This is a genomic window from Pantoea sp. A4, from assembly GCF_000295955.2.
Taxonomy (GTDB): domain Bacteria; phylum Pseudomonadota; class Gammaproteobacteria; order Enterobacterales; family Enterobacteriaceae; genus Pantoea; species Pantoea multigeneris.
In genome coordinates this window covers 63,502-90,351 of sequence record NZ_ALXE01000033.1, presented here as the reverse complement: position 1 = coordinate 90,351, position 26,850 = coordinate 63,502, and the positions used below count along the sequence as shown (strand labels likewise).

The 26,850-nt window shown below is 58.6% G+C and carries 6 protein-coding genes; all 6 read left to right on the top strand.

The genetic code is table 11. From position 1 onward, the window contains the following. The first annotated feature begins 138 nt into the window (after window positions 1-138). Genes B880_RS0115770 through B880_RS0115745 form a run of 6 tightly spaced genes read left to right on the top strand, consistent with a single transcriptional unit; the run spans window position 139 to window position 26,837 of the window. Window positions 139-15,540, top strand: a complete 15,402-nt coding sequence (locus B880_RS0115770) for an SDR family NAD(P)-dependent oxidoreductase (RefSeq protein WP_157060570.1) — start codon at window positions 139-141, stop codon at window positions 15,538-15,540. Further along, window positions 15,537-16,556 (top strand): NAD-dependent epimerase/dehydratase family protein, encoded by a 1,020-nt coding sequence (locus tag B880_RS0115765; protein ID WP_017348407.1) that lies wholly within the window; start codon window positions 15,537-15,539, stop codon window positions 16,554-16,556. The genes B880_RS0115770 and B880_RS0115765 overlap by 4 nt, the downstream gene beginning before the upstream one ends. A gap of 21 nt (window positions 16,557-16,577) precedes the next feature. Then, entirely contained in the window at window positions 16,578-17,822 is a 1,245-nt protein-coding gene (locus B880_RS0115760; RefSeq protein WP_017348406.1) for an aminotransferase class I/II-fold pyridoxal phosphate-dependent enzyme, read from the top strand. Window positions 17,823-17,847: 25 nt separating this feature from the next. Then, a complete protein-coding gene (locus tag B880_RS0115755; RefSeq protein WP_017348405.1) occupies window positions 17,848-18,114 on the top strand; it encodes an acyl carrier protein in 267 nt (88 codons plus the stop codon). A gap of 38 nt (window positions 18,115-18,152) precedes the next feature. Further along, window positions 18,153-20,015, top strand: coding sequence for an ACP S-malonyltransferase (gene fabD, locus B880_RS0115750; protein WP_071524411.1), 1,863 nt, complete (start codon window positions 18,153-18,155; stop codon window positions 20,013-20,015). Continuing rightward, window positions 20,016-26,837, top strand: coding sequence for a non-ribosomal peptide synthetase (locus B880_RS0115745; RefSeq protein WP_017348403.1), 6,822 nt, complete (start codon window positions 20,016-20,018; stop codon window positions 26,835-26,837). It abuts the gene before it with no gap. Window positions 26,838-26,850: the final 13 nt, after the last annotated feature.

The following is a 26,850-nucleotide window of genomic DNA, read 5'->3' as shown; positions in this document are numbered from 1 at the left end:
TTTGATGAATTGTCAACCAGCGTCAATCGCCGTCGACCCTCTTGACAGATTCCTGTGAATTTCATGATTTGGTAATAAATATTTGGGAATAGTAATTAGATAACCTTATAAGAGCCTGCAAAGTATATGGATAAACATATGGATGTTGCAATTATCGGCGTTTCTTGTCAGTTCCCCGATGCCAAAGATTATACCGAGTTTTGGGAAAACATAGTCAATCACCGTAATTCCGTTGCTAACATTGCAGCCAGAAATAAAGAGATGGCATCACGCAGTCGTGAGTCATTACAATCACCGGATGCCAGTGAAAATCGGTGGGCTGCACTGCTCAATTCTATTGACGGTTTTGATAATCATTTCTTTGGTATTATCCCTAAAGTCGCTGAAACCATGGACCCTCAGCAGCGAATAATGCTGGAATTGACGTGGTCTTGTCTGGAAGACGCCGGGATTGTGCCATCGGCCTTGCGCGGCAAGAAAGTGGGCGTGGTTGTCGGTGTATTTAACAACGATTATAAAGAACTACAGGAAAATTCGAATAATCCGATTGAAGCCCATTATTCGACAGGTACAGCAACCTCCATTATTGCCAACCGTATATCGCATTTCTTTGATTTCCACGGCCCGAGTCTGACGATTGATACCGCCTGTTCCAGCTCGCTGAATGCGATGCATGCGGCGATTCAGGCACTCACCAACGGTGACTGTGACATGGCGATTAGCGGCGGGGTCAATCTCATTTTGACCGCCACCCGCCACCACTCTTTTGCCCAAATGGGCATGCTATCCCCGACCGGTGCCTGCCACTCCTTTGACAACAACGCCGACGGGTATGTGCGGGGAGAAGGCGCTGGCGTCTTGCTGTTAAAACCGCTGGATGCCGCCCTGGCCGATGGCGATACCATTCACGGTATCGTGAAAGGCAGCGCCATCAACCATTGCGGTACGTCGTATACCTTGACCTACCCGAGCGCAGAAGCGCAGGCCGACGTGATTGTCACTGCCACGACGCAAGCGGGGATTTCCGTTGACTCCATTGGCCTGATAGAAGCGCATGGCACCGGCACGCCGAAAGGTGATCCGATTGAGTTTGCCGGCCTTAGCCAGGCATTTAGCACCCTGGCAGAACAGCAAGGCATCACGCTGGCTGACGCGGTTTGCGGTGTCAGCTCGGTCAAAAGTAATATCGGCCATCTGGAAGCCGCAGCGGGTGTTGCAGGCGTAATCAAGATCTTGCAGGCCTTTAAGCACGGTACGCTGCCACCACTCAGAAACTTCACCACGCTGAATGCACGCATTGATATCGCCTCAAGCCCGTTTTATTTCATTGAAAAAGCCAAAGCCTGGCCACGCCTTAATGCCGCGACCCCACGTCGTGCAGGCGTAAGCTCGTTTGGCTTTGGTGGAACCAACGCACACATCGTACTCGAAGAAGCCCCCACACCCGCGCGGCGTAAAACCACCAAAAGTAAATCCGCCCTGCGCAACACCCATTTGATTGCGTTGTCGGCGAAAAGCCCTGCTGCGCTGTTACAACGCCAACAAGACCTGGTTCACTGGCTGCACGAGCACCCTGCTGCCGCGCTCGGTGATGTGAGTGCGACACTGTTAACACGGCGCGAACACTTTACCTATCGTTACGCCTGTACAGGCAGTGACAGGGCGTCAATTATCGCCGCGCTTGAAACCGCCATTGCCAGTGGCCCTCTCCAGCTTGAAGACGCAGCAGAGGCCGACGAAGCAGAAAAAGCCACTGCCGAAGCCGCCGCATTACTGGCGACAGTTAACACGCTCCCGGACTCTGCAATTGTCCCGCTTTTCCATCAGCTCAATGCGAGTTATCTCCGTGGTGCGCAACTGGACTGGTCGCCGCTGTTTAAGGGAACGTCCCCGCAAGCGGTCGCGTTACCCACCTACCCGTTTGTCCATGCCCCGTTCTGGATAACACCGGGAGAGAGAGCAACCCACCCGCATTCTGGAAAGCAAGGCCTTACGCCACGTGTCCTGAACATCGGTAATGGGCACTATAAAATGACGCTGTCAGGTGATGCTTTTTACATTGCCGACCATCAGATTGGCGGCCAGGCCATATTGCCTGGGGTGATGTATCTCGAATGGGTGCGCGCCACCTTTGTCGAAGCCCGCCTGCTCACGGATAGCGATAAATTGACCTTCTCTCAGGTGACCTGGCTGCGTCCTTTCAGCTGCCTGCGCGCAGCGGAAGAGATCATCATTCAGATTGATCCGCAATCCAGCGAGGCGTCGTGGGGATTCAAGGTCCTCGATGACGAGGCGCACATTTACTGCCGTGGTACGGTCGCATTATCCGCAGCCGAACCCGACACCTTACCGATGACGATGCCCACTGACGGGCGTCGCCGGTTAGATAAAACCGCGTGTTATCAGCGACTTGAAAACTTGCAGATGTGCTATGGCGCAGGCCTGCAATCGATAAACCACATCGCCCTGAATGACGATGTCGGTATCGCCGATCTCACGCTGCCTGTTGGTCTTGATGATGATTTTATCATTCACCCGGCGATGGCGGATGGCGCTCTCCAGGCCGCGGTGATTTGGGTAACCGAAAAGCGGCGCGTGGGGCAGCAGGCAGATAAAGCCGGGCCGGTGATCATGCCTTTTTCAGTGGAAGAGGTGGTGCTGGTGCAACCCTGCGGTACAGCAATGACGGCGACCATCATGCCTTCCGTTGATACCGCACTCAGCGACGATGCTGTTACCGTTGATGTTTACCTGACAGAGACCCACCACCCGGAGCATATTGTACTGATACTCCGTGGGCTGTGCCTGCGTGTGCTGAATGAGAGTCCGGCCGAAAAAAAACCGGCGCAAGCCCCGCTGCAAAACTGGCTCCCTCCGCAAGGCGTGAATCTTTATCAGCCCTACTGGGTCGATAAGGCGCTGCCCGCAGAGCATGATGCCGTTGAGCGCATCGTATTCGTCGGCAACGAACAGGATGTTGCGCAAATGGCGGCGCTGATTGCGCAGGCCGCCTCTGCCACGCACTTCCACCGCATCCTGTTCGCTGCTGAACCCGCACTCAACGCCTCTGCCGCATATGTTCGGCCAGGCAATAGCGACGACTTCCTGGCCACCGTTGACGCCTTGCTGGCACAGGGCGCGACATTCAGCCATATCCTGTGGGTAAGCCCAGCGCTCGCCGATGATGATTTCAGTGTGCGCCTCGCAACCGGCCCACGCAGCCTGTTTGCCTTAACCCAGGCGCTGATGCGCAAAGTGAAAAAAGCGCATTTTATCCACTTCCATCAGGCAGACGAAACCCGGCCAGACGTTGCAGCGATGAGTGGTTTTTACCGCACCCTGCGCGTCGAAAAGCCGGCGTACATCGGCCATGTGGTGCAGTGCGATAGCGCCATCGCCCCCGAAGCGCTGCCAGCGCTGATCAACCGTGAATTCAGTGATACCAGCAAAGATGCCGACGTGCGCTACCTACAGGGCACGCGTCAGGTACGCCGCTTCACCACCGCGTCCTCCGTTGATACGCAGAACCCGTTGAATACGGCATCAACACCCCTGCGCCAACAGGGCACCTACCTCATTACCGGCGGGCTGGGTGCGTTGGGGCTGATTTTTGCGCGCTATTTGTGTTCAACATACAACGCCACCCTTTACCTCACGGGCCGCTCTGCACTGAATGAGGAGCGCCAACAGCAACTTGATGCACTTAATGCGCTGGGCGGCAAAGCGCGGTATATCGCCTGTGACATGAATGACGCTGCCAGCGTGCACGCTTTAATCGATACCCTCCGCACGGACGGTCACGATCTGAACGGCATTATCCATTCTGCTGGCGTCATCGAAGATAACTTTATCCTGCGCAAGAGCCATGAGGCCTTTGAACGGGTCATCACGCCAAAAGCCATCGGCAGCTGGTTGTTGGATGAGGCCACGCGCGATCTTACCCTCGACTTCTTCATGCTGTTCTCCTCTGTAACCGGCGTGCTGGGCAACATGGGGCAATGCGACTATGCCTACGGCAATGCCTTTGAAGACTATTTCGCCCACCAGCGGAACAAGCAGCAACAACAGGGGCTGCGCAGCGGCAAGGCGCTTTCAGTCAACTGGCCGTACTGGCAAGACGGCGGAATGCGCCTGACGGAGAAAGAAGCCGCTTTCCTGAAAACACAATTCGGGATTGTCCCGCTGCGGACCGACGATGGTATCGCCGCATTTGACTGCGCACTGCAAAGTCAGGCGACACAAATGGTGGTGATGCCGGGCGACACCGCGCGGATCAACGAAACCCTGAACGTGGTGGAGATTGCCCCCGCCGCAGCAGATAACGCCGCCCCACTGCAGGACGTGGTGATCCACGCGTTGTCGACGATCTTTGCCAAAAAATTGCAGATCCCGGCACACTTTGAGCGTCACGGGTTCTTCCGGGATTACGGATTCGATTCGGTGGTGGTGATTGAGCTGGTTAATGAGCTGAAAACGACCTTTGGCAGCAGCCTGCCGATGACGCTGTTCTTCGAAAACCAGACCATGGATGAGCTGAGTCGCTATCTGCTTGAAAACTATCCTGAGGTGTGTCAACGCTTGGCGGGCGCAGCACCCGCAACCCGGCACAATATCTCCGCGCCGTATGCCGCAACCTCTGCCATTGAAGCGGTGCGTGTAAAACACAACGCGAACAATGAGGATATCGCGATCATCGGCATTGCTGGCCGCTATCCTGAAGCCGATAACCTCGAACAGTTCTGGCTGAATTTGGCACAAGGGCGTGATTGCGTGATTGAAGTCCCCTCCGAACGCTGGAGCGCCCGCTGGTTTAAAGAAGGGGCGGCGACGCCCGGCAAAAGCTACAGTCGATGGGGAGGATTCCTCTCGGGCGTTGAACGTTTCGATCCGCGTTATTTCAATATTTCGCCGAAAGAAACTGAAATCATGGACCCGAACGAGTGGCTGTTCCTTGAGACGGTCACACACGCGATTGAAGATGCAGGCTACACCGCCGAAAAACTCACCGCCGCAATCGCCGGGCGGGAAAACCATGTCGGCGTCTACGTGGGCATGATGTGGGGCGATTACCAGCTCCACGCGCAGGCCAGCCCACAAGAGGAATGGACAACATCCCACTCCTCTTACTGGTCGGTAGCCAACCGCGTATCGCATTTCTTCAACTTCTCTGGCCCCAGCATGGCGCTGGATACGGCGTGCTCATCGTCCCTGACGGCTATCCATATCGCCTGCAACGCGATCCGCAGCGGAGATGTGCCGGTAGCTATCGCGGGGGGTGTCAACCTGTCGCTGCACCCCTACAAGTACCATCTGTTATCGAATATGCACTTTCTCTCTTCTGATGGCCGCTGCCGCAGCTTCGGCGAAGGCGGGACAGGCTATGTGCCAGGAGAAGGTGTCGGAGCCGTGATACTCAAGCCGCTGTCTCAGGCTCGCCGTGACGGTGACCACATTTATGGCATTATTCGCGGCACCGCAGTCAATCACGGCGGTAAAACGTCTGGCTTTACCGTGCCGAATGCCAAACGTCAGGCGGATCTCATTGTGGATGCGTTGACCACGGCCAGGGTCAACCCGCGTCACATCAGCTACGTAGAGGCCCACGGTACCGGCACCAAACTCGGCGATCCGATTGAAATCAGTGGTCTGAATAAAGCCTTTTCGACGGCGGGTGATAACAGCCAGTACTGTGCCATCGGCTCCGTGAAGGCCAATATCGGACATCTGGAGGCGGCGGCAGGCATGTCGGCGCTGACTAAAGTGCTGCTGCAAATGAAGCATCAGACGCTGGTGCCTTCCATCCAGTCTGCGGTGATCAACCCGTTTATCGACTTCCAAAGCGGCCCGTTCCGTATTCAACAGACGCTGGCTCCATGGCAACGTCCGGTGCTTGCCACGTCTGCGGCTGATGGGAGCACGGTCACTCAGGAAATTCCACGCATCGCGGGCATCAGCTCGTTTGGCGCGGGCGGGAGCAACGCCCACCTGATCGTTGAAGAGTACAACGAAGCGCTGCCTGCCGCCGCCGATGAAGGAAAACCGGCGTTAATCATCCTGTCTGCGCGCCGTGAAGCGGCGTTGCACACCATGGCCGGAGAGCTGGCTGATTTCCTGGCGCAGCATACCGACCTCTCGTTGCAGAATGTGGCCTATACGTTACAGGTGGGGCGCGTTGCCCACGAATACCGCCTGGCACTGGTGGCAGAAACCGTGGCAGAAGCGATCACCCTGCTGCGCGCCTACACCAGACAGCAGCTTACTGGCCTGATGACCGGCCATCGCGATAATGCCCGCCAGGCAATGTCTCCCCCGCCACTCTCCACCTGGATATCGCAGGGCAATCTCGGCGCACTGGGTGAAGCCTGGGCCAACGGCCATGTGATTGACTGGACACCGCTGCATACGCAACACCAGCGTCGTCGCCTGTCCTTGCCGGGCTATGCGTTCCAGCGTCAGGACTGCTGGGCGCCAACTGCACCCGCAGGGTCTGTTGAAACCACCGGCTCACGCGTCGCCTCGTTGCACCCGCTTATCGATAACAATATCTCCACGCTGGCCGCCCAGGTATTTGGCAAAACCCTGCATGCCGATGAATTTGTCGTCAACGACCATCGCCTCGGGGGCAACCGCATCTTACCGGGCGCAGCCTATATAGAAATGGCCCTGAGCGCGGGTGAGTTGGCTCTGCTCGGTAGAGCGTTGCCAGAGGCGGGCGAACGTCCCGTGCTGTCACGGGTAGAGAATGTGAAATGGCAGCAGCCTGTCCGCCTTTCCGACAGCCCGCTGGAGATCGAAATCTCACTGGTGCCGTCTCAGGGTGGCCTCGATTTTGCCATTTATTGCCATCAAGGTGAAAAGCGTCAGCAAGGTGAACAACGCCAGATCTTCGGCAGCGGTCGCCTGTGTGAAGCGCAGGCCGCTGATTATCCTGTGGTGGATCTGCAACGGTTGATGGCGCAGGGTCAGGTTGTTCAGCGTGACGAGGTGAACGCGGCGTTCACGCAGCGTGGCTTTGCGTTTGGCCCAGCGTTCCAGGTGATTGAACGTCTGTATGCCCATGCTGATGCGGCGCTTGCCGAGTTGAAATTCCCGGAGGGTGAGCCAGCAGCCTCGCGGATTGATCCCTTTATCCTGCCGCCCTCCCTGCTTGATGGTGCCTTGCGCACCGCACTGGGCATCGGGGGCTTTGTCAGCGGCGCAGAGACACTGCATGTTCCGGTGGCATTAGCCGGGTTGCAGGTGTGCAAACCGATTACCGGGATCGGCTATGCCTACGCTCGCCGTACCGCCGTCTCTGGTACCGTCGCCAGTTACGATATTGATCTGCTGGACAACAACGGTGAAGTGGTGGTCAGCCTCAGCCAGCTACAGACGCAGGCCGCACCTCAGTTAGGGATCACCGCCGCCCGTTCCATCCCAACGGTTCAGCACGCGGCCAGTCATGCCGCACCCGCGCAGACCACCGTCATGCCGCCGCAGGCGGGTGCAGCCTCTGCACGCGACGCGTTGATTACGCGCCTGATCGGCCATGTTATTGCGGTGACCAAACTGGATGCGGGCGATGTCAGTGCCACGACGCAGCTCGCGGAGTACGGCCTGGATTCAATGATGATTTTGGCCCTGAATGAGCAGCTCTCCGCCACCTTCGAGAATCTCTCGCAAACGCTGTTCTATGAATACGCAGATCTCGCATCAATAGCCGACCACCTGCTTGAACAGCACCCTGAGTATGGTGTCTCCTTCACGTCATCTTGCGATACGCAGGAGGCGGGCGCAGTACAGCCAGCAGTGACCGGGACTGCACACAACCCGCAGTCCGCAGCGCCCGCTGATGTGACTGAACCGGCGCAATCCGTACCGACCCTCAGCGAAACGCTGTTCGTCAGTCTCAGGGCGGCCATTGGCCCGGCCGCAGCACACTGTACGGCCACCCTACCTTTGTCTCATTGGCCGATAGACACCATCAGCCAGATGCGTTTGCAGCATGAGCTCGACGTTCGTCTCAAGGGAATCCATGCCAGCGGCGTCTTCCTTTATCATACGCTGGGCGAATGGGCCTGCACGCTCGAAGCGGTACCCGCGCCCGTTGCTGCTGTACATACACAACCGCTGACTCAGGCGGTGGCAAAGCCGTCTCTGGCAAGCCTGCTGAACGGATCTCGCCTGCATGCCGGGCAACACCCGGCAACGGGCACGCAAGATATCGCCATTATCGGCCTGAGTGGCCGCTATCCCGGTGCCAATGACCTGGACGCGTTTTGGGCCAACCTCAGCGCGGGCGTAGACAGCGTGACGGAAATCCCCCTGTCCCGCTGGGACTACAACCTGCATTACTCCCCGGAGCGCGGGCCGAAGGATAAGGTCTACAGCAAATGGGGTGGCTTTATCGACAATATCGATCAGTTCGACAGCCAGTATTTTACTATTTCCCCACGCGAAGCCGAGCTGCTCGATCCTCAGGAACGGCTGTTTTTGCAGACTGCCTGGGAGTGCGTCTCAGACGCCAGCTACTCGCGTCACGCGCTGAGCACAGCGCAGGTTGGGGTCTATGTTGGCGTGATGTGGGCGCAATATCAGTGCATTGAAACCACCGCCGAACAGTATAAAACCGGCTTCCCGATGTCGTTACACTCGTCGGTGGCAAACCGGGTGTCATTCTATTTCAATTTGAATGGCCCCAGTGTGGCACTGGATACCATGTGCTCATCGTCGCTCACCGCGCTGCATATGGCTTGCCAGGCGATTCAGAATGGCGACTGCCAGATGGCGATCGCGGGCGGCATCAATCTTATCGTCCACCCGATGAAATATTACCAGCTTGGGCAGAGCCAGTTCCTGTCCAGCGAAGGTCGCTGCCGTGCCTTTGGCGAAGGGGGCGACGGCTACGTTCCGGGTGAGGGAATGGGCGCGGTTCTGCTTAAGCCACTGCAACAGGCGCTGGCCGATGGCGACCAGATCCATGGCGTGATCAAAGCCACGGCGATTAACCATGGCGGGAAAACCAGCGGCTTTACGGTGCCGAACCAGGCCGCGCAGAGCAATGTCATCAGTCACGCCTTCCAGCGAGCAGGTTGGGAACCGGCGACGGTGGACTATATCGAAGCGCACGGCACTGGCACCCAACTGGGCGATCCGATTGAGATTGCGGGCCTGTCCAAAGCCTTTACGCGCATCAATGCCGAAAAAGGCGTGAACACGCCGCTCGAGCCAGGCACCTGTCGTATCGGATCGGTGAAAAGTAATATCGGGCATCTGGAGTCGGCCGCCGGGATCGCGGGCCTGACCAAGATCCTGCTCCAAATGCGTCACCGTCAGTTTGTCCCCTCACTGCATGCGCAGACGCTAAACAGCCGGATTAACTTTGAGACCTCGACCTTCCGCGTGGTGCAGTCATCTGAAGCCTGGCACGCGAAGCCGGGTAGCCCGCGCCGTGCTGGCCTGAGTGCCTTTGGTGCCGGAGGATCGAACGCGTCTGTGCTGATTGAAGAAGCACCGACACGCCTCGTCACCGCGCCTGTTATCGGCGAATCCTGCCTGTGGGTGCTCTCCGCAGACAGCGATACCCGGTTATCCGCCTATGTGGAACGCATGATTACGTTCCTGACGCAGGCGATGGCATCACCTGAAACGTCACCGGGCCTGGCTGATTTGGCCTTCTCATCCTTAATTGGCCGCGAGGCGATGGCCGAACGACTGGCGGTGGTGGCCAGCAGCCCAGCCGATTTGCTGGGCAAGCTTGAGCAATACCGTGATGAAGGTAGCGCCGGACAGGTGTTCCGTGGACGCATTGCGGGCAGTAACGATCGTCTGGACGCCATCCTCGACCCTGAGCAGCTGGAGACGCTGGTAACCGACCTGGTACAGGCGCGTCAGCTCGTCCGTCTGGGGCGCTTGTGGACCACCACGCTGGATGTGAACTGGGAACACTTTGCTCGTCCGCTCTGCGAGCCAGCCGCACCCGCAGGCGGCCCGCGCCGGGTCTCCTTCCCTGCTCTGCCGCTGAACACACGCCGCCACTGGCTGGCGCTGCCTGGAGAGCCCGGCACGCAGGGGCGCACGCCCGCGCTGCATCCATTGATAGACGAGAATATTTCGACGCTGGCGCAGCAAAAATTCAGTAAAAAGCTGACCGGTCAGGAGTCCTGGCTGCGCGACCATGTGATTGGCCGCGAGAAAGCACGGGTGATTTTGCCGGGTTCGGCTTACGTTGAAATGATCCGCGCCGCAGGCCAGTTAGCCAGCGAAAATAGCTGGTGCGTGGCCGCGATCCGCAATCTCATGTGGATGAACGCTGTCGAGATAGACGACGAGCCGGTCGCGCTGGCGATTGATCTCGTCTATCAGGATCATGAAAGCGTTAAAGTTGGCGTACGCAATCTCAATACTGACGTCATCGCCGCGGAAGCGGAGCTGGTCTATCGCGCCAGAGAGGTGGACGTCGCTGACGAGTGGATTGATCTTGATGCCCTGCGCAGCCGGGGACTGCGGGAAAACGATCGCGCCGCATTTTATGCCGACTTTGCAAAAATGGGCTTCGCCTATGGCCCTGGCTATCAGGTCACTCAGGAGCGCTACCGTTTCGCCGATGCCGCGCTGAGTTATCTGTGCCTGCCAGAGGCTGTCTCCTCACCGGACGCGTTCTGTCTGCATCCTTCACTGCTGGATGGCGCTCTGCGCACCTGTCTGGCCGTAGGGTTGACGCCTGCTGATCCTGCTACGCCAATCGTGCCGTTCTATCTGGGCGAAATCGAGTTCCGTCATCCGCTGGGGAAAGCCTGCTTTGCCTACGTCACCCCGGTACAAACGACGGAAGCCGACAGCCACGTGCAAAAACATGACATCGCCCTGTTGGATAGTGATGGCCGCGTGCTGGCTCGCCTCAAAGCGTTTGCCGCCCGCGCGCTGGAGAAAGAGGCGACTGTTTCCCTGCCCGCGCCGCAGCAAGATGTGCGCTATTACGGCTATGACTGGCAGCCAGCGCTGCTCACCGCCGCTGCTCAGGCAAATAGCACAGCGCAGATCCTGGTGCTCAGCGATGATGCACAGTTGAGCGCGGCTTTACGTGCGCTGTATGGCGACGCGGCGACAGTGATCGGTGTGCAACCTGGCGACCACTACCAACAACATAACCCTCACCACTTCAGCCTCGACGCTCAGTCGCCTGCGGACATTGAACGACTCTGTGTACAGCTCAAAGCGCAGCAGCTCTGGCCGACACATATCGTCCATGCGTTGGGCGCTGAGGTGCATTTTGACACGCTAACCGGGGCAGAGAGTGCCGCGCAGTTGCATGCCGGTTTGCAAACCTTGCGCCATCTGTTTATCGCTCTGGAAAAGGGGCAACCGGGCCAGGTGATGCGTTGCCTGCACGTTTATCGTGCCCAGCGGGCGCAGGTTGAGCCTCAGCAGGATGCGATCAGTGGCTATGCCCGCTCGCTGTTGACCATCAACCACCGCTTCGAACTCTTTACGTTACGCAGCGATGCCGGGAATGCCACAGCGCTGGCGGGCGAGATTTATCAGGAATGTGTGCAGCGCCCGGCTTCTCTGCCTGGGCTGGAACTGGCGTACTGGAACGGCCAGCGCTATCAGCGCCAGCTGGCGGAAATCGCGCCACCGGCAGCCACCGGAAAGGGAGAGGCTGAGAAGCTGCCCTTCATCCACGGCGGGCACTATTTAATTACCGGTGGTGCAGGCAAGCTGGGGCTGCTCATGGCGCACTATCTGGCCTCCCGCTATCAGGCGCATATTGTCCTGAATGGCCGTTCAGCCAACATCAGCGATGAAGTCCAGCGGCAGTTGATCGCGCTGCGTGAACTGGGGGCTGATGTCCGTTATATCGCGGCCGATATCGCCCTTCCGGGCCAGGCAGAGAGCCTGCTCGCCCAGGCGAAAGCGGCGTTTGGCCCGCTCCAGGGCGTGCTGCACTGCGCGGGCGTCGCCAGCGATACCCCGATAACCGCCCTGTCAGACCGGGAGTTCACTGCGCTGATCGGCCCGAAAATCGATGGACTGGTCGCCCTCGATCGCGCCACCGCGCAAGAGCCGCTGTCTGTCTTTATTAACTTCTCCTCGGTTTCTGCCGTGCTCGGTGATTTAGGGTCAGGCGCTTACGCTGCGGGCAACCGCTTTATGGATAGCCATGCCGTGTGGCGTCAGCAGCAGGTCAGCGCAGGATTGCGCAGCGGCCAGAGCCTGTCCGTTAACTGGCCGCTGTGGGCCAGTGGGCAGATGGCCCTGGCTGAAGAAGAGGCCTCGCTGTTTGAGTTCTCCGGTATGCAGGCCTTACAGCAACAACAAGGCATTATCGCCCTTGAGCGCGCCCTGCTGGCACTGCGGCCTGAGCTGCTTGTCGCCGCTGGCGAACGCGATAAAGTCGCTCGTGCGCTGCGAATTCCGCTCAACAACGTCACGCGCGCCGCGCCAGCGGTGCAGGTGACCCGTAGCGAAGCAACCCGGCCGCAGGATAGCGCCTATCAGCACAGCGAAAAGGTACTGAAACAGCACATCGCTGCCGTCACAAAAATCGCGGAAGAGGATATCGCGGTCGAGGCCACCTTTGAGCAGCTCGGTATGGACTCCGTGATGCTGATGGAGCTGCGCGCGGCGCTGGAGAAAGCGTACGCTGGCTTATCGAAAACGGCACCTTTTGAGTACAACACGACCGCGAAGCTGGCAGCCTACCTGTGCCAGCATTTCGGTAATAAGCAGACCGGGACTCCAGCCCCAGTGCTTAAGCCACATCCGGCCAGCGCCACTGTCACCTCCGTGCCAGTGAACATTACCCGCTCGCCGTTCGCGCGAGCTATCCCCGCGTTTTCCCCTCTGGCATCAACGCGTATCGACCACGACGCCGTCGCGATTATTGGGCTGGCGGGTGAGTTCCCGGGTGTCGATAACCTGGCTGAATTCTGGTCAGCGCTACAGGCGGGAACAGAAAATCTAGGCGCCATCCCAGAGGCGCGCTGGGCTGTCGACGCGGCGCATAGCAGCAATCCGCGCTATGTGGATCGTGGTGGCTTCCTTAGTAAGACAGACGTGTTTGATCCTGACTTATTCCGCATGAGCACCGAGGAGGCGAGCCGCCTCGATCCGCAAGTGCGCGTGCTGCTTCGTTCCGCCTGGCATGCACTGGAACATGCCGGTTATACGCCAGCGGCGCTGAAATCCCAGCAGGTTGGCGTCTACGTCGGGGCCATGAATGAAGATTTCACCTGGGTGATGGCGGACTATTATGCCCGTACCGGCAATTATCCGGGCGCAGGTTCGGTCATCAGTGAACTGGCTAACCGCATCTCGTTCCTGATGGATCTGAAAGGCCCAAGTTTCAGCGTCGCCACCACCTGTGCCTCATCACTGACCAGCGTGCATATCGCGCGTAAAGCCATACTCGGCGGTGAGTGTGATATGGCGCTGGCAGGAGGCATTAACCTGAGCCTGCACCCCAGCAAATATATGCTGTTGCAGGAGATGAAAGTGCTGTCTGCGGATGGCAAAGAACGCACCTTCGATGAACACGCTAATGGCCTGATACCCAGTGAAGGAAGCGGCATCGTGGTGCTGAAACGCCTGAGCGCCGCGATTGCCGACGGCGATACGCTCTACGGTATTCTGCGCGGTTCGAGCATTGGTCATGCGGGAACCGGTGCCGGACAATACCTGCCGAATCTGTCGGTGATGGAAGAGACCGCAGCGCGGGCGCTGGATGAATCGCGTATTAACGTCAATGAACTGACCTATATCGAGAGCCACGGCGCGGCGACTGAGCTGGGTGATCCTATCGAGCTGAAGGCACTCGCCAACGCGCTACGCCGTCAGACAGGCGCGCAGCAATTCTGCGCACTCGGCACCAAGGCCAACCTGGGGCACATGGAGGCAGCATCAGGAATTTGTTCCTTAATCAAGGTCTTGCTGAGCATGCAGCATGGCCGTGTGTCGCCGTGCGCCAACCTCAGCACTGTCAATACCTCCTTCGAGCACCAGACTTCACCCTTCCAGTTCCCGGGTGAGGCGCAACCGTGGGAGGCCAACGGCCGTGGCACACGTATCGCCGGGATCAATGCCTACGGCATGGGCGGCTCAACGGCGTTTATGGTGGTTGAGTCCCCTGAAGACGTAGTGATGCTAAACCCGCATTCACTGTCTGAGGACAATACGCCGCAGATCGTGGTGTTATCTGCCCAGCGTCCTGAGCGCTTGCAAGCTTACGCAACGTTGCTGCACGATTTTGTTGCCCAACAAGGCGATGCTCTGCACCTGGCCGATCTGGCCTATACCAGCCAGGTGGGGCGCGTGATGTTTGACAACCGCCTGGCGATCGTCGCTACCCACACGGCCGATCTCCAGGCGAAGCTGGCACAATTTATCGCTCAGCCTGCTGCGCTGCACACACAGGCCAACATCTATAGCGGTAACGTCCTCGACACCAAAGAAGTCTCGCAGCTCATTGCCGGTGAGGCCGGTCAGGATTTCATCGCTGCGCTGCTGCAAAACCAGCAGCTTGGCCGTGTCGCCACCCTGTGGTGCCGTGGCTGTGAGGTTGACTGGCCTCTGTTACACCGTCACAGCGCACGCCATCGCGTGGCGTTCCCGGGTTATCCGTTCGCTGAAATCCCCTGCGATCTTCACGCCGTGCTGGAACGGGATATCGCCCGACGCACCGCCAGCAACCGTGGGCGTGAGGCGATGAGACAGTCCGCCGAACATGCGCAACACCCCGTACCGCAGGCGTGGTTTGCCCGCACGATCGCGCAAGGCGCAGCACCGGCCGAGGCGTCAAACCCCGCTTTCTGGGCTGATCAACTTCATGTTGATGATGATGTGGGTTCACTGATCGCACCGGCCCTGTTGAATGGCGCAGAGGCGCGGGATGACGAGGCCACGCTACACGTCACCAGACTGCTCAGCCAGGAGAGCGTCGCCGCGCTGCAAACCGCCACTCAGCGGCTGGAAATTGCCTTTGAGACGCTGGTGGTCGCAGGCTGGGCGCTGCTGGCTAACCGCCACATGCGGGTCAGGCTGGCCCAGTTTGGCGTGATGCGTGGTTTCAACGACGAGGCATTACAGCTCACGCCCGCGCGTCTTCAGGTGGTGGGTCGTCACAAGGTCGGCCCATGGCTCGACAGCGTTGAGCAGCAACTGGCGCAGTACCTTGCCCATGCTGACGCCCTTGATCATATCGCCCTCTGGGTTGACGACGCTCCGCTGTTTGACAGCGCGGTGGCTATCCTGGGCGATACCCCAGCGGCCAGCGTTAATGCAGGCGTCAGCGCACTCTTTTCCCTGCAACCCACGCTGCATTTAGCGCTGGTGGTCGGCGTCGAAGCACACGGCGTCAGTCTGCATATTCACGCTCAGGGGCTGAACACCACGGAAACGCAGTTAGAACAGCTGCTTGAACAGCTAGTCACCCTGCTTGAGGGCTTGGCCGCCAACCCGGATAAAAACCCTGCGGCGCTCCCGATGCGGAGCAAAAACGAAGGTCGCAAAGCCTTCTGGAAGACGCTTGAACAACTTAATCAGCAGGAGCAGACGTCATGAACGTATTGATTACCGGGGCAAATGGCTTCGTTGGCCTGAACGTGGTGAAAGCGTTAGTCGCCGCACAGCATCAGGTTACGGCTTATGTCAGAGCCTCCTCTAACGTGGCGTTCCTTTCCCGCTTTGGCGTGAAGCTGGTACAGGGCGAATTGCACGACAGCGTGGCACTGCGTGCCGCCATGACCGGGCAGGATGCCGTGATTCACACCGCAGGGAACACCAGCAGTAACCCTCGTGACTGGCCACTGCTTGAAGCGGTAAATATTCACGGCACGCGCTGTGTCGTGGATGCCGCGCTGGAGACCGGCATCGCCCGCCTGGTGTACACCAGCACGACCTCCACGATGGGGGCACACAACTCGCCGCAGGCCGAAGCCACCGAAGAGACGGCATTAACGGGTTTTCGCGCCGGTAATCCCTATGCCAAAAGCAAATTGCAGGCCGAAGCGTTGATCTACCGGGCCTGCGATCGCGGCCTGTCGGCTGTCATCCTGAACCCTGCCGAAGTGCTGGGGGCCTACGACTACAACATGCAGTGGGGCCGGATGGTACTGGCGGTGATTCACAACCAGCTGCCCTTCATGCCGCCAGGAGGAGCCAGTTTCTGTAGTGCCAAAGCCGTCGGGGAAGCCCATGTCCGGGCTTTAAGTCAGGGAAACGCAGGTGAGCGCTACATTCTTGCCGGAGCAAACGTGCGCTATACCGATCTTATCAGCGAGATTGAAGCGGTCACCGGATGCCAGGCCACCCTCTCCCGTCCCCCTTATGCCTGGTTTTATCTCAAAACCCTGCTGCAGGAAAAATTTCCACGGGTGATCCCCGGCGAGCCAATTCTGGACGCCTATCGCCTGCGGGTCTTCAAAGGCACCTATTACTTCAGCAGTGCTAAAGCAGAACGTTTTCTGGGTTATCAGCCGGTCTCCCTGAGCCAAATGGTGGAGGAGTGCGCCAGCTGGTATCGGGCCAACGGTTTTATTGCTCCTGCACCATCGGGATCTCTCGCAGTGACAAAATAAACACTTAAAGGGGTTTTTATAATGGATTTTCATGACCTGATTGAACTGGAACGAAAGCCGTTTAAAGAACGCGTGAAATTGCGCTACGACCTGTATCTGAAAGAAAAAGAAAAAGGCTTTATGTTTGGCCGTCAGGGCGACGGTCCGGTTGATGCGCAAATGGCGTATAAAGATTTGCACAGTGATACGTTCAAAAATGTGTTGGTATTCGGTTCAAACAGCTATCTGGGCCTGGCCAATCACCCTTACGTCAAACGTAAGGTGGTCGAAGCCGTAGAACAATTCGGCATTGGCACCGGCGGCTCGCCGGCATTTTCCGGTTATACCCGGCAGCACAGAGAGCTGGAACTGCGCCTGGCGGCATTAGCGGGTCATGAAGATGCGGTGCTGTTGCCCAGTGGCTACATGGCTAACCTGTGCTGGGTGAACGGGCTGATGAATCGCAATGATGCCATCATCTATGACCAGAACAGTCATGCCAGCGTGATCAACGCCATCAAAATGACTAACGTGCCGTTTTATACCTTTGATCCAGAACGCCTGGATGATTTCGAACGCATGCTGGACAAAATCCGCCAGCGCCTCAAGCCAGGAACACAGATTTTCTCAACGGTTGAAGGCGTGCGCTCGACGGACGGTTCGATTATTGATCTGAGGCGTTACATCGATATCTGCCGCGCCCACGACGTGATCACCATCCTCGATGATGCTCATGGTCTGGGCACCGTCGGCCCAACAGGCAGAGGCACGCTGGAACATCTGGATCTGCTGGGCCAGGTTGACCTGCGGATGTCAACGTGCAGCAAGTCACTGGGCGCACAAGGCGCGTTCGTGTCGGGCAAAAGCGAATACATCTTTATGCTGCGCCACTTCGCCTACCCTTATCTCTTCACCTCAGGCTTAGCCCAGCCGACCATCGCCGCGATTTCTGCCGCACTGGACGTGATGGAACAAGAGCCGGAGCGCATTGCGCGCCTGCATGACAACGTGCGCTACATGCAGGACCAGTTAGTCGCAAAAGGCTTCACGATCCTGCGCGGGCAATCGGGCATCATTCCGGTTTTCTTCGACAAACCTTCCGTCGCCGGCAATATCAACCGCCGTCTTTTTGAGCGTGGTGTGTTCGCCAACATCATGGAATATCCGATGGTTCCACCGGATAAAGAGCGCCTGCGTATTTCCGTTATGTCTTCGCATACCCGCGAAGAGATTGACACCGCAGTCGGGATTATTGCCGACGTTGCGCGCGAATTTGACGCGCTGTAATCAAGTGGATTGGGAGATAAACATCATGGATCAAAAAGACATTCTGACCGTTGTGCTCGACATCATCAACAACATCAAAAACACCGGTTTCACGCCAGATGTGGTTGATCTGGAGGCCTTTCTCGGCGGCGAACTGGGTGTGGATTCCGTCGAGATGCTCGAAGCCTGGTACGAGATTGAAAAGACGCTGAACATCAAGGTTAACGACAGTGAAAAGCGTGCGATTTACACGCTGGATGACCTGATCGACGCGATTCAGGCGCATTTGCCTGCGGAAGCCGTCAAGTTCTGAACACGATTACACTCCTGGGAAACGGTAATAGGCGACTTATGTCTTCTTCAATTTGGGTATTTCCTGGTCAAGGATCGCAGCAGAAAGGGATGGGAGCGGCGCTGTTTGCGCGTTTTCCTGAACAGGTTAAACAGGCTGATGCGGTCCTCGGTTATTCGATTCGCGAACTCTGTCTTGAAGATCCTCAGGGGATGTTGGGTGAGACCGCCTTTACCCAACCCGCCCTGTTTGTAGTCTCGGCGCTGGGTGTCCTGGCGGCGCGCGAAGACGGCGCAGCGGCGCCCGACTGCTATGCGGGCCATAGCCTGGGGGAGTTCGCCGCCCTGTTTGCCGCTGGCGCGTTTGATTTCGCGACGGGGGTTGCCCTGGTCAAAGAGCGGGGCCGGTTGATGTCAACGGTGTCCCGGGGCGCAATGGCCGCCGTGGTCGGCATGAGCCAGGCCCGTGTGGCCGAGGTGCTCGCCGCGTCAGGGCTGACGGGGATCGACATTGCCAATATCAACACGGCACAGCAAATCGTGATTTCCGGGCTCTCTGATGACATCGCGGCCTGCGAGGCACGCTTTACCGCAGCGGGCGCGCGTTTCGTCAAACTGAATGTGAGTGCGGCTTTCCACTCCCGTTACATGCGTGATATCGGGCAGCAATTCGCCCGGTTTGCGCAACAATTTACCTTTAACCCACTGCAGGCGCGGGTGATTTCCAACTACACCGCGGTAGATTACCCGCCCACCGATTATCTCGATCTGCTGACCCAGCAGATCAGTCAACCGGTTCGCTGGTTTGAGAGCCTGTCACGCCTGCTGGCGCAGGGCGACGTCGCGCAGCGGGAAATTGGGCCAGGCCAGGTGCTAACCAACCTCTTCAGCAAAATTCAGGCCCAGCCGATGACACTGTCGGCGACGCCCCAGAGCGAGGCAGATCCCCAGGCGCGCGTGGTGTTTATGTATGGTGGGCAGGGATCGCAGTACCACGGTATGGGTGCCGAACTGTACCAGCGCAACAGCGCCTTCCGTAAACAGATGGATCAGTGTCACGCACTCTATCAGCAGCTTACCGGCAACAGCCTGCTGGGGCCGCTGTATGACGAAACGCGCCGCCACCTGCCACTCACCGACATCGTGTTGTCGAATGCGGCCTTGCTGAGTGTCGGCGTCAGCCTGACGCAGATGCTGGGCGCACAGGGCATCGTGCCCAGCGCGGTGGTGGGATACAGCCTCGGCGAATGTATCACCGCGGTGGTCGCCGGGGTGTTAACCCTGGAGGACGCCATGAAGCTGGTGGTCACGCAAGGGCGTCTCCTGAGCGAAAAAAAGGCCGGCGGCGGCATGATGAGTGTGCTCGCGCCGGTGGCGCATTTCCACGCGCAGACTCAGCTCTACCAGCATACCGAATTAGCCAGCATTAACTTCCCCAACAACTTTGTGGTCAGTGGTGCGCTTGAAAATCTGACTGCCCTCAAAGAGCAGTTGAGCAGGCAAGAGATTATTTCGATGGTGCTGCCCGTCGAACACCCCTTCCACTCCTCCGGGATCGCGCCCATTGAGCACGATTTCCGCGCGCTGGTGGACACACTCCCCAAACGCCCGGCAACGATACCGGTGTACTCGGCCATGTCGGGCAGTGCGGTCACCCAGTGGGACAATGAATACTTCTGGCGGGTATTACGGGAAAAGGTCGATTTCTACGGTTTGATGCAAAAACTGGAGGATAACAACGACACCTTCTTTGTCGATCTCAGCCCAACGGGCACGTTGTCGACCTTCCTCAAATACGGTTTCTCCACCATGACCCAGCAGGGTACGGCCATTAATCAGTTTGGCCGCAACGTCGAAAGCGTCTCCCACCTGCAAGAGAAGATAAAAAAGTTTGTCGATTACACCGTCATGGAGGGCGCATAAGTGCAGGATAACAAACACTTGCCGCACGCTGAGAGCACGTTGACCTATTGGTCACACTACCTGAGCGGCGCACAAATGACAGCGAATGCCAACCTGGCAAATACCACCGGTACGGATACGGCCAAGGCCTTGCCCTCTGAGGCGCAGGTCAACACCCTGGTCGCGGCGCTGCCGCCCGCGCTGAGCGCCGCACTCCTGGCGCACAAGCTATCGCTGGATGTGTTGCTCACGGCGGCCTGGGGGCTGCTGCTGAGCAAGTACAGTGGCGAAGAGGAGGTTGCCTTTGCGGTTCGCCTCGATAGTGATGTCCGGTCAGGCTCTCCCCTGTTTCCGCTACGTCTCTCCGTTGATGGCGACCACGCGCTTGGCGAGTGGTTGAACGGGATAGCTGTCCGTTTGGCGCAGCATCGTCAGCACGCTGACACCTTGCCAACCTCTTTGCCGCCCTGCGCTTCACAGGTCAGCGTGCAGGAGAAAGTCTCCGCCGACGAAACCGGCGCGCCGTTGCAGGTCACTTTACAGTGCGGTTCAGCGCTGTCTCTGGCGCTGCGCTACCACACCAGCGATATCAGTGACGCCGATGCGCAGAGCCTGCTGCACCGTTTACAGCAGTTGCTTACTCACTTTACCCAGGGCAACACTCGCCTGATCCGCGAACAGTCACTGCTTAGCGGTGAGGATATCGCCCGCATCCTCCACGCATGGAATGACACTGCATTAGAGGTGGCGCTGGATCGCTCACTCTATGCGCTGTTTGCCGACCAGGTGGCAGCCCGGCGCAGCGCAACGGCACTGGTGGCTGACGATCGGCGCATCAGTTATCAACAACTGGCCGACCGCGCAGGAGAGATAGCCACCGCCCTGCGGCGTGCTGGCGTGGTACAGGGCGATCGGTTGGTGCTGAGCATGAATAAGTCGCCAGACCTGATCGCCGCCATGCTGGGTATCATCAAGCTCGGCGCGGCTTATGTGCCCGTCAGCCTGGATACCCCGTTTGAGCGCCGCGCGTTTATCACCCATGATGCACAGGCGCGCTGGACGCTCACCACGCGGGCAGATGCTGAACACTTCACCGGAGAGGAAAGCGCCAGGTTACTGTTCGTCGATGAGTTTCATGGAGCCGCCAGCTCCCCGGAAGACGCAGCCGACGCCGTTGACTCCAGCACCATTGCTTACATCATCTATACCTCCGGGACCACTGGTACCCCAAAAGGGGTGGCGATTGCGCACCGCAGCCTGATTAATTTCTGCGCCTGGTGTGAGCACCTGGGCATTTTCAGTGCCGGACAGCCCATCACCCAGTTCGCGCCTTACACCTTTGATGCCTCCGCCGGGGAGATTTTCGGTACGCTGACGCGCGGCTGTGAACTGCATCTGCTGTCAAATCAGCTTATCCAGAATCCCCCCGCGTTGACGGAATACATGGCGGAACACAATATCCGTTTTTCCGCCTTCCCACCGCCGTACCTGGCGCACCTCGATCCGGCGCGAGTGCCTGAAGGCATGACGCTGCTCACCGCCGGATCGGCCCCCACGCTGTCGCTGATTGAACGCTGGAGCGAGCGTTGCCGTTATATCAACGGTTACGGACCCACTGAAACCACCATCATGTCGTCCGCCTGGATGCGGGACAATGAGCCGACGCAGGATAATCGTCTGAGCATCGGACGTCCCATTGCCAATACCCGCATGTACGTGGTCGATCATTTCGGCCAGCTTTGTGCGCCGGGAATGGCCGGTGAGATCTGGATCGGTGGTGAAGGTGTGGCCGCCGGCTATATCAACCGCCCGGAACTCACCGCGCAGCAGTTTATTGCCGATCCCTGGGTGCCAGGGGCAAGAGTCTATCGCACCGGTGATATTGGCCGCTGGTTAGACGATGGCCGCATCGAGTTCCTCGGACGTCGCGACCACCAGATTAAGCTCAGCGGGTATCGCATTGAGCTGGGTGACATCGAGTCGCACCTCACCGCGCTGGCGCAAATCAAAGAAGCGACGGTGATCGGCTTGACCCCGGCGGAAGGCGAAGCGCGTCTGGTCGCCTATGTTGTCCCGGAACACCCGGTGGACAACGCCGCCATCGCGCAGTGGCGTGAAGCCCTTGCCCGCCAACTGCCTGGCTACATGATCCCGGCGGCCTTTGTGGTGATGAAGGCGTTACCGCTTACCGCCAACGGCAAAATTGACCGTAAAGCCCTGCCATTACCGGATAGCAGTGCCTACGTACAACGCGATTTTGCCGCGCCCCGCGCCGGAACAGAAACGGTACTGGCGCAGCTGTGGCAAACCTTGCTCGGCGTCCACACGGTTGGCCGCCAGGATAACTTCTTCGAGCTGGGGGGGCATTCACTGCTGGCGATGCAGCTGAAAGCGTTGCTGCTGGAGCAACAGCTGTATACCGATGTGCCGACAATCTTAACGTATCCGGTATTAGCCGACCTCGCCGCGCAGATAACATCGGAAACCGCGCCGGGAGCAGCCTTTGTTGTTCCTGAGAATCTGATTACGCCGGACCTCACCGCACTGCATCCGGAGCATCTGCCGTTGGTCTCTTTGACCCAACCCCAGATAGAAAATATCGTGTCGCAGATAGAGGGAGGCATCGCCAGTATTCAGGATATCTACGCACTAACGCCGTTGCAGGAAGGCATCATCTTCCATCATTTGCTGGAAGAAGGCGGCGACCCTTATCTCCAGTGCGGACACCTGTCATTTACGCAGCGCGATGCGCTGGATAAGTATCTCGCCGCGCTGCAACGGGTTGTCGATCGCCATGATATTCTGCGTACCGCGTTTATCTGGCACGGGCTGGAGACCCCGGTTCAGGTGGTGCTGCGCCAGGCCCGCCTCCAGGTAAAAACGCTGGCATTGACCGCCGACGCGGGGGCGATTGTCGAGCAGATGAAGGCGCATCTTGACCCTTACGCCCAGCGTATTGATTTGGCGCAACCGCCGTTGCTGCATCTGCACATTGCGTATGATGACGCTCAGGCACGCTGGGAAGTCCTGATGTATATCCACCACCTGGTGGAAGATCTCTCTTCGCTGCAAATTCTGCTGGCCGATACCCAGGCATTCCTCAACGGCACCGGCGATAGCCTGCCGCCCGCAACCGCGTTCCGTCAGCATGTCGCGCATTTGCGCCAGCACAGCGATCCGCAACCGCAGCTGGCCTTTTTCACCGGGATGTTAGGGGATATTGACGCCCCCACGATGCCGTTTCTGCTCAAGAGTGGGTATCTCAAAGGCCAACCGATCACGGAAACCCGCCAGCGGCTGGCCGCCCCGCTCGCGCAGCGGTTACGTCAGCAGGCGCGCCGTCTCGGCGTCAGCCTGAGCAGCCTGTGCCATTTAAGCTGGGCGCGCGTACTGGGTGCCGCCAGCGGGCGCGACACGGTGGTGCTGGGAACCGTGCTGTCAGGCCGGATGCAGGGCAAGGACAGCGATAAAATTCTGGGGCCGTGCCTCAATACTCTGCCCTTGCGCCTGGGCGTTGGCGCAATCGGTGCCGTCGAGGCGGTTCAGCTGACACATCAACGCCTTACCGCGCTCATCAGGCACGAACACGCGATGTTATCCCTGGCGCAGCAAGCCAGTGGAATCGCCCCCCCAACGCCCCTGTTTAGTTCGGTGTTTAATTACCGCCGTAACCGTCCTTCGGACCAAGATATTCTGGGGAATATCGCCTTCGATGGCATGTCATGGCACGGGTTTGAAGAGCGCACACCTTATCCAGTCGTGGCGTCGGTCGATGAGGGGGATGACGAGATTGATATCAGCGTACAGGTGCTCCCGTCACTCTCTGGCGAACCCCTGGTGGCCTATTTCCAGCAGAGCCTGCTGAGCCTTGTCACCGCCCTTGAAGCCGATGTGCCGCCGTCAGCGACGGAAATCGCGCTGCATCAGCTTGAGATTTTGCCGCCAGAGGTGCGTCAGGATCTGCTTAACACCGTGAATACCACGACGCTCGCCTTCCCGGCGACGACACTGATTCATCAGCTGTTCGAACACCAGGCCGCGCAGCAACCGCAGGCGCGGGCGTTATCCGTAGGCGACGCACAGTTTAGCTACGCAGAGCTGAATCAGCAGGCGAACCGCCTGGCCCATCATCTGATGGCGCTGGGGGTAACGCCAGATACCCGGGTTGGCGTGTGCGTGGAACGTGGCGCAACGATGCTGATCGCGCTATTGGCCACCCTGAAAGCGGGTGGGGCTTACGTACCGCTCGATCCTGAATATCCCGCCGCGCGGCTGGCCTATATTCTCGACGATGCCCAGCCGAAAGTGCTGCTGGTGGATCAGCGCGGCAGCGCACTGTTTGGCACGCCTGCGGACAATCCCGTCACGGTGGTCAACCTGGACACAGACCGCGCAGGCTGGGCGACCTCGCCAACCCACAATCCTGCGCCGCTGACCCTGAATACACGCCATCTGGCGTATGTGATTTACACCTCAGGTTCCACCGGCAACCCGAAAGGCGTGATGGTGGAGCACCGTCAGGTGGTTAACTTCCTCACCGGGATGCAGGCGCTGTTCCGGCTAACGCCGGAGGATTGCCTGCTGTCCGTCACCAGCATCTCCTTTGATATCGCCGGACTGGAGCTCTATTTGCCGCTGATGACCGGGGCGTCGATCAGGCTGGCAAGCCGCGATCAGGCGCGTGATCCCGATGCGCTCCTGTCGCTGCTGCGCAGTCACCGGATCACCCTGATGCAGGCAACCCCAACCACCTGGCGAGCGCTGGTGGAAAGGGATGCAACGCCACATCCACAGTTGAAGATCCTGTGCGGGGGGGAAGCGATGCCCGCCGATCTGGCGCAGCGCCTGTTCACCTTTGGCGCATCGCTGTGGAACCTGTATGGGCCTACCGAAACCACCATCTGGTCGACCTGCCATCGCGTAGAAGAACAGGACTTGACCCAGTACAACCAGGCCATCGGCACCCCGATTGCCAACACTCAGGTGTATCTGCTGGATGCTCACGGCAACCCGGTGCCGAAAGGTGCGATGGGCGAGCTGTACATCGGCGGTGAAGGCGTGGCGCGAGGCTATTTCGCGCGCCCTGAACTCACCGCTGAGCGTTTTATTCCTGATCCGTTCTCAACGGATCCTGCGGCCCGCCTGTATCGCACCGGGGATTTCGCGACGTTTTCCGCTGAAAACCGGCTGATTTACCTCGGCCGTACCGACAGCCAGCTCAAGCTGCGCGGACATCGTATTGAGCTTCAGGAAATCGAAGCCCGCTTAATGCGCCATCCTCGGGTACGTGAAGCGGTTGTCGTTGCGCGAGAAGCGCGTAATGGCACGCAGCGTCTGGTGGCCTATGTGGTGCCGCAGTCAAATGAAGCGAGCACGGCAACGCAGCCGGTTGACCCTGGCCGCCTGGACTTTAGCTTATTCTTCTTTGGTGCCAACACGGATGCCCGGCGTGGCTATCACGAGTATCTCAAGGCGGCGGAGTTTGGCGATCGACAGGGCTTTACGGCGATATGGACACCGGAACGCCATTTCCACAACGTCGGCGGATTGTATGCGAATCCTGCGTTATTACAGGCAACGCTGGCCACCGCCACGCAGAATATCCAGCTGCGCGCGGGCAGCGTGGTGCTGCCGCTGCACGATCCCCTTTCCATCGCCGAAAACTGGTCGATCGTCGATAACTTATCGAATGGCCGGGTGGGCATCGGTATTGCGTCTGGCTGGAATCCGCAAGATTTCGTCCTGGCACCGCAGAATTACTGCTCGCGTCGCGAGGTGATGCGACATGGGATCGAAGAGCTGAAAACGCTGTGGCAAGGCGGTAGCGTCGTTCGGCAAGACAGTCGCGGGCAGGACGTCGCCATCACGATTTATCCTCAGCCAGTACAGCAAGCGTTGCCGATTTGGTTAACCGCCGCCGGTACCGCGGAGACCTTTGAGTATGCAGGCAGCAGCGGCGCAAACGTGCTCACGCATCTGCTGACCCAGAATATGGACGGGCTCGCCAGCCATATCGCGCGCTATCGTGCCGCACGAGAAAACGCCGGGTTCGATCCGCACAGTGGCAAGGTCACGGTGATGGTTCACACCTGCCTTGGGGACAATCACGACGCCGTGCTCAATCAGGCGCGACAGCCGTTCTTCGACTACCTGGAAGGGCATCTGAGCCTGCTTTCTGACTGGTTGCTGGAGCAGAACATCGACCTCAACCTCCTGCCACACGAAGATAAACAGAGCATGCTGGCGTTCGCCTTTAAGCGCTATACCCGCGATCTGTCGTTTATCGGTACGCCGGAGTCGGCGCTCTCCGTGGCTGAAAAGTTACAGGAGATTGGTGTCAACGAGGTGGCCTGCCTTATCGACTGGATGGAGCCGGAAGATCCCGAGGCGGCATTGCAACATCTGGCGACGCTTAAAAATAAGGTCCAGGCGCGCTTCGATCGCCAGGCGTTACGCCAGCATCTCCAGGACACACTGCCGGACTACATGGTCCCCGCCGCGTTCGTGACGCTCGACACCCTACCCCTGACGCCAAATGGCAAGATTGATCGCAATGCGCTGGTCACACCGGATGACATGGACTTTGCCCTTCGCACCTACGTGGCGCCTCAAGGCGAGATAGAAACCACGCTGGCCGCTATCTGGGAAACGCTGCTGGGCGTTGAGCGCATCGGCCGACAGGACAACTTCTTTGAACTCGGTGGCTATTCGCTATTAGCCGTTCGTCTCATCGAACAGCTGCGACGCAAAGGGCTCAGCATCGAAATACGCACACTGTTTGATACGCCTGTTTTGGCCGATCTCGCGGCCAAAACCATTGAGCTTGCGGAGACCCGACTGTGAATACGTTATCCCG

What these genes read in the sequence shown, in the direction of transcription:
- B880_RS0115765 (WP_017348407.1), top strand. Translation starts at nt 15,537, where the DNA reads ATGAACGTATTGATTACCGGGGCAAATGGCTTCGTTGGCCTGAACGTG.
- B880_RS0115755 (WP_017348405.1), top strand. Translation starts at nt 17,848, where the DNA reads ATGGATCAAAAAGACATTCTGACCGTTGTGCTCGACATCATCAACAAC.
- fabD (WP_071524411.1), top strand. Translation starts at nt 18,153, where the DNA reads ATGTCTTCTTCAATTTGGGTATTTCCTGGTCAAGGATCGCAGCAGAAA.
- B880_RS0115770 (WP_157060570.1), top strand. Translation starts at nt 139, where the DNA reads ATGGATGTTGCAATTATCGGCGTTTCTTGTCAGTTCCCCGATGCCAAA.
- B880_RS0115760 (WP_017348406.1), top strand. Translation starts at nt 16,578, where the DNA reads ATGGATTTTCATGACCTGATTGAACTGGAACGAAAGCCGTTTAAAGAA.